The sequence below is a fragment of the Candidatus Zixiibacteriota bacterium genome (assembly GCA_040752815.1).
GTDB lineage: Bacteria > Zixibacteria > MSB-5A5 > GN15 > FEB-12 > JAGGTI01.
Map to the genome: position 1 here is coordinate 1 of JBFMGC010000071.1, position 9943 is coordinate 9943.

General features: G+C 57.6%; 11 protein-coding genes and 1 tRNA gene. All 12 read right to left on the minus strand.

The window, feature by feature from the left end:
- A partial coding sequence (gene pheS, locus AB1772_12375; protein MEW5797138.1) for a phenylalanine--tRNA ligase subunit alpha occupies positions 1-190 on the minus strand: 190 nt, incomplete at its 3' end.
- An 11-nt stretch (positions 191-201) separates the two neighbouring features.
- A complete protein-coding gene (gene rplT / locus AB1772_12380; GenBank protein ID MEW5797139.1) occupies positions 202-552 on the minus strand; it encodes a 50S ribosomal protein L20 in 351 nt (116 codons plus the stop codon).
- A 27-nt stretch (positions 553-579) separates the two neighbouring features.
- Positions 580-783, minus strand: coding sequence for a 50S ribosomal protein L35 (gene rpmI / locus AB1772_12385; protein MEW5797140.1), 204 nt, complete (start codon positions 781-783; stop codon positions 580-582).
- A gap of 17 nt (positions 784-800) precedes the next feature.
- The gene (gene infC / locus AB1772_12390; GenBank protein ID MEW5797141.1) at positions 801-1430 is read right to left on the minus strand and encodes a translation initiation factor IF-3; all 630 of its coding nucleotides are present in this window, start codon (positions 1428-1430) and stop codon (positions 801-803) included.
- A 22-nt stretch (positions 1431-1452) separates the two neighbouring features.
- Positions 1453-3390, minus strand: coding sequence for a threonine--tRNA ligase (gene thrS, locus AB1772_12395; protein MEW5797142.1), 1938 nt, complete (start codon positions 3388-3390; stop codon positions 1453-1455).
- Between the two features lie 68 nt (positions 3391-3458).
- Positions 3459-3535, minus strand: a tRNA-Val gene (locus AB1772_12400).
- Positions 3536-3751: 216 nt separating this feature from the next.
- On the minus strand, positions 3752-4636 hold the full coding sequence (locus tag AB1772_12405) for an HDOD domain-containing protein (protein ID MEW5797143.1): 885 nt from the start codon (positions 4634-4636) through the stop codon (positions 3752-3754).
- Between the two features lie 150 nt (positions 4637-4786).
- Positions 4787-5029 carry a hypothetical protein gene (locus tag AB1772_12410; GenBank protein MEW5797144.1) on the minus strand — a complete coding sequence of 81 codons (243 nt, stop codon included), beginning with the start codon at positions 5027-5029 and terminating at the stop codon, positions 4787-4789.
- 169 nt (positions 5030-5198) lie between these two features.
- Positions 5199-5657, minus strand: a complete 459-nt coding sequence (locus AB1772_12415; protein MEW5797145.1) for a hypothetical protein — start codon at positions 5655-5657, stop codon at positions 5199-5201.
- Between the two features lie 3 nt (positions 5658-5660).
- Complete coding sequence (gene fliS / locus AB1772_12420; protein ID MEW5797146.1) at positions 5661-6104, minus strand: flagellar export chaperone FliS; 444 nt, start codon at positions 6102-6104, stop codon at positions 5661-5663.
- An 18-nt stretch (positions 6105-6122) separates the two neighbouring features.
- On the minus strand, positions 6123-8471 hold the full coding sequence (gene fliD, locus AB1772_12425) for a flagellar filament capping protein FliD (GenBank protein MEW5797147.1): 2349 nt from the start codon (positions 8469-8471) through the stop codon (positions 6123-6125).
- Positions 8472-8581: 110 nt separating this feature from the next.
- Positions 8582-9943: flagellin (locus tag AB1772_12430; GenBank protein ID MEW5797148.1), on the minus strand; the 1362-nt coding region annotated here is incomplete at its 5' end.

A 9943-nucleotide genomic window follows, 5' to 3' on the forward strand; every position in this document is an offset into this window, starting at 1 on the left:
TGGCGCGCGCGCCGACCAGCCTCCGCTCCTCCTCGGGCAGGCTGCCCAGTTGTCGCAGCAGTGCTACCAGGGGGCCTTTGCGGCCGAGATACCGGATCTGGAGTTCCTTAACCGAATCGAGCGAATAGGCTTGGCCGATTCGCTCGAGGGCTTCGGATTCAAGTCGGGATACTTCGTCGAGAAGCGACATAAACGGCGGATTTATCTCCCGGCGGCCATCTTAGCGATACTCTCAAAGGTAGCCATGTCGCGGGCAGCGATATCGGCCAGAGCCTTGCGGTTCAAATTCACACCGGCCGCGTTGAGACCGTGCATGAGTTTCGAGTAGTTGGTGCCGCACATCTTGGCGGCGGCCGAAATCCGGGTGATCCAGAGCGCCCGGAAAGTACGCTTTCGGTTGCGACGGTCGCGGTAGGCGTAAGTCAACCCCTTGTGGACCGTCTCGAGCGCCGTCCGGTACAGCTTGGCACGGCCGTTAAAATTGCCGCGGGCCTTCTGCAGGACCTTTTTGTGTCGACGTTTCGCGGCGACATTGTTCATTGCGCGTGGCATATCAAATATCTCCTGTGAGCCGAGCGATTACTTGGTTTGGTACGGCAAGGACCGTTTCATGCGGTTCATGTCGGCATCGTCAACCAGCCCGGCCTTGCGCAGTTTACGTTTGCGTTTGGTACTCTTCTTGGTAAGGATGTGATCCTTATAGTTGTGGTGGCGCTTGATCTTGCCGTTGGCGGTCCGCTTAAACCTCTTGGCCGCGCCACGCTTCGTTTTCATTTTCGGCATTACTGTCCTCGTCTATTTCAGCTATTCGATTCTTCAACCTCTTCCGGCTCAGGTTCGTCGGCCTGCGGAGGGAGCTTTTCCTGCTCTTTCTCTTTGGCCTTCTGAGCCTTCGCTGCCTGCGCTTGCCGGACCACTTCCGGGCGCGGCGTCAAAACCATGCCCATCGAACGACCTTCGAGCTTGGCCGGTACGTCGATTACGGCGATATCCGCTAAATCCTGTCCCAGCCGCTCCAACACTTTCTGGCCGAATTCGAGCCGGGTCATTTCCCGTCCCCGGAAAAGCACGAACACACGCACTTTGCTGCCGGTTAACAGGAACTCGCGAACATGTTTCATCTTGAACTGGTAGTCATGCTCGTCGATTTTGGGCCGGAACCGCATTTCCTTCAGTTGGAACGCATGCGCCTTCTTCTTGGCCAGCTTGTCTTTCTTGGCTAGTTCGTATTTGTACTTGCCGTAATCCATGATCCGGCACACCGGCGGCCGGCTGTCAGGTGAGACTTCTACGAGGTCCAGGCTGAGCGCCCTGGCCCGATCCAGCGCTTCCTTGATCGGCACGATGCCGATCTGTGTGCCGTCCTCGCCGACCAGTCTCACCGGCGAAATTCGAATGCGGTCATTGACCCGGATACTTTTGGTGGTTATGCCATCCTCCTCGGCAGCCCTCTCAGGACTGCACCGTTAATCCTTTGCTTCGTATCTCGGCTACCAGGAGAGCGATCGCGTCGTCCTGCGATTTGGCACCGATGTCGCCGACCCCGTGCTGGCGCACCGCCACCGACCCGGCCTGAGCTTCCCGGGCGCCGACAACGAACATATAGGGTATCTTCATCACTTCGGCAGCCCGAATTTTCGCGCCGACTTTCTCCGCACGGTCATCCACTTCAGAGCGAATCCCATGCTCTTGTAACCGGGCCGCGACCTGACGACAGTAATCGTTGAACTCGTCCGAGATCGGCAGCACCGCTACTTGAATGGGTGCGAGCCAGAGCGGGAAATTGCCCGCGTAATGTTCAACGAGGACACCAAAGAAGCGCTCTATCGACCCCAGCAATGCCCGGTGCACCATGAACGGGCGCTTGCGCTCACCGTCGCGGTCGGTATACACCAAGTCGAACCGTTCCGGCAGCGAGAAGTCAAACTGAATGGTGGAGCACTGCCAGGCGCGGCCAATCGCGTCTTTGATTTTGATATCGATCTTCGGCCCGTAAAACACCCCTTCGCCGGGGTCAACTTTGTAAGGCAGGCCGGCGCGTTCGAGCGCAGCACGAAGTCCGTTCTCGGCGCGCTCCCAGTCAGCCAGGTCACCGATCGCTTTTTCCGGCCGGGTTGACAGGTAGATGTCGTAATTCACGAAGCCGAATGAGCGAAGTATATGGATGCAGAAGTTGAGCGTCCAGTAAAGCTCGTCTTCGATCATGTCGCGAGCCACAAAGTGGTGGGCGTCATCCTGTGTGAAACCGCGTACGCGCATCAGCCCGTGGAGCACCCCCGGGCGCTCGTAGCGATACACCGTTCCAAGCTCGGCCCAGCGCAGCGGGAGATCGCGGTACGACCAAAGCCGCGACTTGTACATCGAGATATGGAACGGGCAGTTCATCGGTTTGAGCTGGAACAGGCGCTCGTCGACGCTGATCGGCCCGTACATGTTCTCGATGTAAAAATTGGTGTGGCCGCTCTGCTCCCAGAGCTCGCGCTTGGCGATGTGCGGCGAGTACACCAGCTCATAGCCGTTATTGAGGTGCTCCGAGCGCCAGAAGTCCTCAATCATGTGGCGAACTCTCGCCCCGCGCGGCAGCCACATAATCAGCCCGGCGCCGACCTCGTCGGCGATATGGAACAGCTCAAGTTGCTTGCCGATAGCGCGATGATCGCGCTTCTTAGCTTCTTCCAGGCGGTGCAGGTATTCGTCCAACATCGCCTTTTTCGGATAGGCGACCCCATAGATGCGCTGCAGCATCGCATTGTGTTCATCGCCGCGCCAGTAGGCACCCGAAGACGCAATCAGCTTGAAGGCCTTGACCACCCCGGTGCTCGGTACGTGCGGCCCGCGACACAAATCTTCGAAGCGCGAATGGTAGTACATCGAGACCGTGTCATCTTCGATGTCCTCGAGCAACTCGACTTTGTACGGCTCGCCTTTTTCGCGATAGTGATCGATCGCCGCCGACCGGCTTACGTACTCACAACGGAAAGGGGCGTCCTCCGCGATTATCTCAGCCATCCGGTTCTCGATGTTGGCCAGGTCTTCCGGCGAAAACGGTCTGGGGACATCAAAATCGTAATACCAGCCCTCTTCGATGGGTGGGCCGATCGCCAGCTTCACACCGGGGAATAGCTCCTGTACGGCCTGGGCCATTATGTGTGAACTGGAATGCCAGAACACCTGGCGTCCCTCGGGATCGTCGAATGTCAGAATCCGAATGGGCGCGTTCTCAGGGACCGGGTAGCTAAGATCACGCACGACGCCGTTGACCTTGATCGCTAGGGCGTCCCGGGCCAGCTTCGGGGAGATCGACTTGGCGATGTCCAGCCCGGTGGTTCCGGCCGCGAACGGCTTAACCGATCCATCGGGAAAAGTAATCTGAACCTGCGCCATTGACATTATGCCTTCCAATATCTAAAGCGGGCTGCCTGGAATGCCTTTCCAAACATCCCGCCAACAGTCCCAAGTGGTGGGCGATACTGGAATCGAACCAGTGACCTCTTGCATGTCAAGCAAGCACTCTAACCATCTGAGCTAATCGCCCATACTCCTACCAGCCCTAAAAGCCCGTTGGACTCCAAGGGAACCACAATTTTATGGAGCGCGGACGCTCTTGTCAACACATTTCTTGACGGCGTCAGAGCAAAACTCTTTGGGAGAAAAGATGTTAGGCGCGATGGTCGATCTGAAATCACTGCCCACGCCGCCCCCTGCGGCAGCCTGTTCACCTCGTCCGGGCTGATTGGGGACAATGCACCGATCAGGAGATGCCAACCATCTGCATGAAGGTCTCCGCCTTGAGATACTCCTGCCGGAGCGATTCGGCGAGGTTATCCAGATCGGAGTCCTTTATCTCGAGCATTTCGAGCGAGCCGAGCTCGAGATGGCCGACCAGGAACTGCTCGTCGCGGTCGTAGAAAGTTCTCTTCGCGACATAGTTGGCCACATGGATGACGTACGGTATCGGTTCGCCGCTTTGACTCGCAGCCGGTTGATGATGATGCGCGACCGCGTCGAAAAGGCGATGGGGCAGTTTCCATTGTTCGGCCAGGATGGCGCCGATCTGGGCGTGATTGTAACCAAGAACCTGGTCTTCGATCTCGTGGGTCGGCTTCTCGCGATCAGCCAGTCTGGCTTGCTTGACCTGAGTGTGCTCTCTTGGCAGGAAGCAGCACATGATGACTTTACCGATGTCATGCAGCAGACCGCCGGAAAAGGCGGTCTCGGGATCGAGCATCCCCCGCACCTTGCCCATACGCGCCAGCAGCCGAGCGCCGAACCCTACCGCGAGCGAATGCCGCCAGAACTTCTCCTGGAACTCCTGGTCTACATCTTTGCCTTTGAACATGTCCAACACCGACGCAGCCAGCACCAGGTTCTTTATGGCCTCCAGCCCGACAATCACCACCGCCTGCTTGACCGACTCCACCTCCCTTTGAAGTCCGTAGAACGCCGAGTTAGTCAGTTTGAGGACCTTTACCGACATGGCCGGGTCTTCCTGGAGAATCTTGGCGATCTGACCCGCCGAGACCCTCGGATCGTGGATCACCTTTTGGATTTGGTGAAACACGATAGGGGGCGTGGGCAAATTGCGGATATTTGAGATTACCTGTTTTACCTTGTTGTCAATGACGGCGGTGGTCATGAGCTACCTCTGCGAATCATTTCGCGCCGTCGGGCGACCCTGCCCGACGATCTAAAGTGTCATTGCGAGCGGAGATGCGCCGCGTCTCGTGCGCGATGCGCGGTCGGGACTCGCGATGACCGCACCTGAAGTTTATAGACACTTGCTTCTTCAACCATCTAAATCATCAATCAATCGGTCCACTATCTTGGACCGCACTTCCGGATCGCTGTAGTAACCGGAAGCAATCCGTTTCTTGATTATATCCAGCCGGTTTTCACCTGAATGCTCATCCAATGACACCGGCTGCGGCTCCTGGCTTTCCCTGGCTAACTCTTGATCGGCCAGTTCGGCCAGGCGGGCGCGCGCCTCGTCAGAAATCTCCGCCTTATCGCCGATCTTGCGGGCCGCCAACGATAACGACCGGCCCGCCCCCGCCCGAACTGAGGGATGTTCGTCCGGGTCGTCACTTTGCTGTCGGTTTGACAAAGGTCCTATCTCCATGTTCTCACCTTTACCTATCCTATCGGAGGTGAAAAGCCGCCGCTTTACCCGAGTCGGCGCGGCCGGCCGACGGCCCGGCCTACTTCTGGCCGTCGACAAACTGCGGCGACGGTTCTGCGTCGGCAATATACTGCAAAATCTTCCTGCTGTTCTTCAGCTCGTCCAACTCACTCTTGATACGATCGTGGCGACTGGTGACATACTCACGGTTGTCCTCAATCAGCGCCAGGTTCTTCTTTATCAACGTTATAATGCTGTTGACGGTTTTGCGAATCTCCGGGTAAACGGCAGCCAGCTTGAACAGCCGGGGATTCTGCTCTCGAATCGCGGTGACCTTCTCCTCCGACTCGCGAATACGCCGCTGGCAGCGTTCAATCTCGGCGTAGAGATCGAGCAGGTTTTCGTCGCGATCAAACTTGATGATGTCGCGCTGTTTGTCCACCAGGATGTAAAGCGACTGATAGAAAGCGTATTCTTCCTTGAGGATTCTCAACAGCGTCTGCTCAAGCTGCGTGATTGGGTTGCTCTTGTTGTCCATTGTCTATGCCGTTACAGTTACGTGATCAGGGATTTGCACGGAAGCAGCAATATCTTCTGTCGACTCGCCTGCCCGATCGGAACGCTTCTGCTTCAGGGCAGCCCAGGCGGAACGCAGATTGCTTAGGACGTCGCCGACTTTCGCTATTCGATCCAGGTCTTTGGTGGCCTCGAGTGAGATCAATTCGCCAATGATCCAGGCGTACATCCTCGCCAGGTTTTGCGCCACTTGGCCGCCCTTTTGCACATCGAGCGTGGTATGCAGATGCGTCACCATGCGTTTTGCGGACTGCATCTGTTCATAGCCGGATCGGGTATCGCCATCACCATAGTACTTAGCCGCCAGGGCCAGGGCCTTGACCGCGCCGTCATAAACCATGAGAATCAAATCGAGCTGGGATTTGCCCATAGTGTCGGCGACCCGGTAAGCCTGCAGTTTATCCTTCATGGCGAGCTGCCCGCACGCTTAGGTGTTCCGGTTGCGGGCCATAATAGCCCAGTTGGCATTGAATGCGGCCACCTGCGACGCTATATAGTCATTCTGCGCGGTGAGGTTAGCCAGCGCCTCCTCCATCCGCTGGAACTCCTCCTGCAGGCGCTTACGGCGGAGCGCAAGGCGTTGATCGAACTCCTCGATACGCTCGGTCAGGTTCTGCACCTGGTTTTCGTACGTTTTGATGCGGCTGTCGAGCAGCCCCTCACCGGTGGCGGTCAGGCTGTCAAGCAGGGTGTTTAGCTTCGAACCCACCCCCCGGGCCAGTGTGATAGTACCTTCGGCGCCGGCGCCGACCTGATCTGCCGTCAGCGTAATCTTGAGCTTGAGACCGGCGGTTGTTGCATTGTCTCGAAGGCCGGTCAGGAACTGTCCCGAACCGAGCGCCTCTTCGCCGTTGATCGTGCCTTGCACATCGAGCCCGGCGGCTGAAACAGCGCCGCTCAATCCGATCACACCGGCAACGCCGTTCGAGACCGTCGTGTCCACGCTGACCGTTGATTTCGATCCGTACGTGTCACTTGTCAGTACCAAATGGCCCGTCCCGACTGCGCTCTCCACCCATGAGACGGTCACTCCGGCGCTTCCGATCCTGGAGTCGCTGTCTATACGCGACTGCAGTTCGGCTATTAGTTCGGTAGTTGACTCGTAGGTGCGCGCGGACAAGACGATTTCATCCGAGAGCTTTCCGTTTACGCGAATACGCAGGCGGTTATTGGTGCTGTCTAGCACCAGCGGCGTGACGGCCGGGTCGGCGATGTTCGTTCCGGTGAGAGCCCCCTGCGTAGCGGCACGAGTAATATCCACCGCATAGTCATCGCCCTCGACCGTATCGGCGGTGGCGGAGACGAATTCGATGCCGGCGTTCGACGCGTGCCCGCTGTCTGTAAACAGGGAGATTACCTCGTCAAGATCATTGCGGAGCGCTTCTTCCAGGCGGTTGCTGTCCTTGATCGTCAGCTTGCCGTCGAGTCCGGTGCGGATACCTATGGACGACAAATATCGGTACCGTTCCGAATCGGTGTTCACCCGCGAGCTGACGAGGTTACGAAGCGAGTACTGCATGGTCTGGATGATGGTATCTCCGAGCAATATGCCGCCGGTTTCGGTCTTCGGATCGTACTTGTTCTGATCGTCTATGAATTTGTTGGCGTCGTTGTACGCGTCGAGAAATCCCTGAAGGCTTTGGCGAATGGCGGTTATGTCGACATCGGTTGTGACAGTAACCGACTCACCTGCGGGCGTCACGTTCTTGACATCAAGGACCAGCCCCGCGACAACATTCTGGAATTTGTTGGTTTCACTAACAACGGTGATCGGCGAACCCGCGCCGCCGTTGGAGCCGAATGTAATCATTGCATTCGAAGCTTGCTGAAGAAGCGGGGCGAAACTCTGTACCTGGAAGGTGTCACCGGCATTGAGCTGACCAGCGGAAAACGAGAGCCGCAGGCCGTCGGCGCCGTCCCCCACAAGCTCGATTTCGACATCAGCCTGTGTGACTACAATGGATCCTGAGTTGGCTCCGTCGCTCCAGTCAATAGTAACATTGTCAGTGCCGATTGTTTGAGCGCCCGCGCCTCTGACCGTGAACGTGTACGTCTTGTTTTCGCTGCCGGAATACGCCGCGGTCGGGCCGAGCGATATGCGCGAGGTCGATCCGGTGTTCATGAGGACTGCTTCCGGCGAATCAAATGAAGCAGTATCGAAATTCAGGTCCGGTCCACCGGTGAGGTCCGAAGTGATCGATATCGAGTTGGAAATGCCCGTCTTGTCTGCGCTGAGTATTAGGCGGTAGGGGTTGGACGCGGAACCATCGTTCAGTATCGTGGCCGTTACGCCGACTCGGGCATTGTTTATGGCGTCTTTTATGGCCGTCAGACTGTTGTTGCTCGAATCTATGCTGATAGTGCGGGGGGACGCCGAACCTACTGAAATCTGGATAGTACCCGTTCCGAAAGCTGTTATGTCCTCGGCGGAAAAGCCTTGCGATGCAATCTGGTGGTTGCGCGCCACGGACCGCACCTGGAATTCATACGAGCCGGTGGCCACACGGCCGTTGGCCGAGGCGGTCAAATACTTGTCATCGGAAACGCTGATCGCTGCCTTCTCGAAGGTCGCCCTGTAGGAAAGCTGCTGTGCCTTTGCCTGGACGGCGAAGATTTTGGCCTGAAGCGCCTTGAGAGTGGTGATGATATTGGTGCGCTCGGCCTGCTCGGCCTCCATCAAAACGGCCGGGCGACGCTCGAACTGCATGATGGCGTCGATGATTTCAGTCGTGTTGAGACCGGAGATGATGCCGTCGATAGTGGTGGAGCCTGCCATGTTATTCCTATCAACCTTCCGACTTCACTGTCTCGTGCGCGGAGGCGTGGTTTTTGGGGAGCCGGGGGATTAAGCTCTCCCCCGGCTCTCATCGAGCGCTATGTTTAGGCCTACTGGAAAAGCGACAGAACCACCTGCGGAACCTGGTTGGCCTGAGCCAGCATGGCCACGCCAGCCTGCATCAGGACCTGGTCCTTGGTGAAGTTCGACATTTCCATAGCCATATCGGTATCACGAATCTGCGACTCAGAAGCGGTGAGATTCTGAGAGGCGATCCGGAGGTTTCTCAGGTTGGATTCCAGAGTGTTCTTCTGGAAGCTACCGAGCGTACCACGAGTCGTGGTTACCTCATTGATGGCCGCGTCGATGATCTCCTGGGCATCCTGGGCGCCCTGAACCGTGGTCACGTCAATCTGGGAGAGTGAGGTGAACATGTTGCCGGTCAGGTTGGTACCCAGGGTGGTGGAGGACATGTTCCGCAGCGAAATGCTCTCGGTCTGGCCGACATTGGCGCCGATCTGGAAGACCAGCGACTGGTCGGTGTTGTTGATCGTCTCGGTGCCGCCGATCGAGGTAAGTGCGATCTTCAGCCGCATCGAGCCACTGCGATCAGAATTGTAGACCGTGCCGAAATCGCCGCCCGAGAACTGGGTCGCCGGGCCACCGTCCAAACGAACGTTGAACTGCGCCGCGGTAACCGACAGGAGCATACTGCCTGCCTGCACGCCGCCGTTGATGCCGCTTCCAACTGCCATGGTCACCGTACCACGGTCAGGATCCGTCAGATCAGCATTAACCAGCGTGGCCGTAGTGGTGGCTTGCGCCCAGTCAACCCGGTTAATAGTGTTGGTATAGCCGTCAAACCGCACGGTGGCGTCGGTGCCGGTGTTAGCCGACGTGTCGGCGGTCAGGCTGAGAGCCGAGCGGAGGTTGTCCGCAGCCTCGACGCCTGTGCCGGCGTTCAGGGTCAACGTATAGAGCGAGCCTTGATCGCGAGTGGCAAACCGAATGCGGTTGTTGTCGTAAATCTCAGCAAAGACTTCGCGGTCGGTTGCGGAACCGGCCGCCAGAGCGGCGGTGGCTGCAAACTGGGTGTTAATCTGAGTGACCAGATCCTGCAGCGTGGCGTAGGTGCCGTTGGCAAGCGTGATATTCACGCCCACGTCGGCGCCGGCCGACGTATTCCAATCAAAGTTCAGAATGCTGTTGGAAACACCGCGTGAACTCGTAGCTGCGAAACCCGAGTTGGCTGCCTGCGTGGTAGCCGTTGAGGTTGTCGCTAGCGTCTGAATCGAGTACTGAGTCCCATCATTGACGGCCTGAAGCTTAAGACCTACACCTACGCCGCCGTCCACGGCCGTGACCTTTCCTGCCAACTCGGCGTTGGCGGCTATTGCCGCATTAAGTTTGGTGGCAAAGTTGGCCGTGACATCACCGAGTGCCACATCGATGGCGAGTGCCTGAACGCCGGT

What these genes read in the sequence shown, in the direction of transcription:
- rplT (MEW5797139.1), bottom strand. Translation starts at nt 552, where the DNA reads ATGCCACGCGCAATGAACAATGTCGCCGCGAAACGTCGACACAAAAAG.
- AB1772_12415 (MEW5797145.1), bottom strand. Translation starts at nt 5,657, where the DNA reads ATGGACAACAAGAGCAACCCAATCACGCAGCTTGAGCAGACGCTGTTG.
- AB1772_12405 (MEW5797143.1), bottom strand. Translation starts at nt 4,636, where the DNA reads ATGACCACCGCCGTCATTGACAACAAGGTAAAACAGGTAATCTCAAAT.
- thrS (MEW5797142.1), bottom strand. Translation starts at nt 3,390, where the DNA reads ATGTCAATGGCGCAGGTTCAGATTACTTTTCCCGATGGATCGGTTAAG.
- fliS (MEW5797146.1), bottom strand. Translation starts at nt 6,104, where the DNA reads ATGAAGGATAAACTGCAGGCTTACCGGGTCGCCGACACTATGGGCAAA.
- rpmI (MEW5797140.1), bottom strand. Translation starts at nt 783, where the DNA reads ATGCCGAAAATGAAAACGAAGCGTGGCGCGGCCAAGAGGTTTAAGCGG.
- fliD (MEW5797147.1), bottom strand. Translation starts at nt 8,471, where the DNA reads ATGGCAGGCTCCACCACTATCGACGGCATCATCTCCGGTCTCAACACG.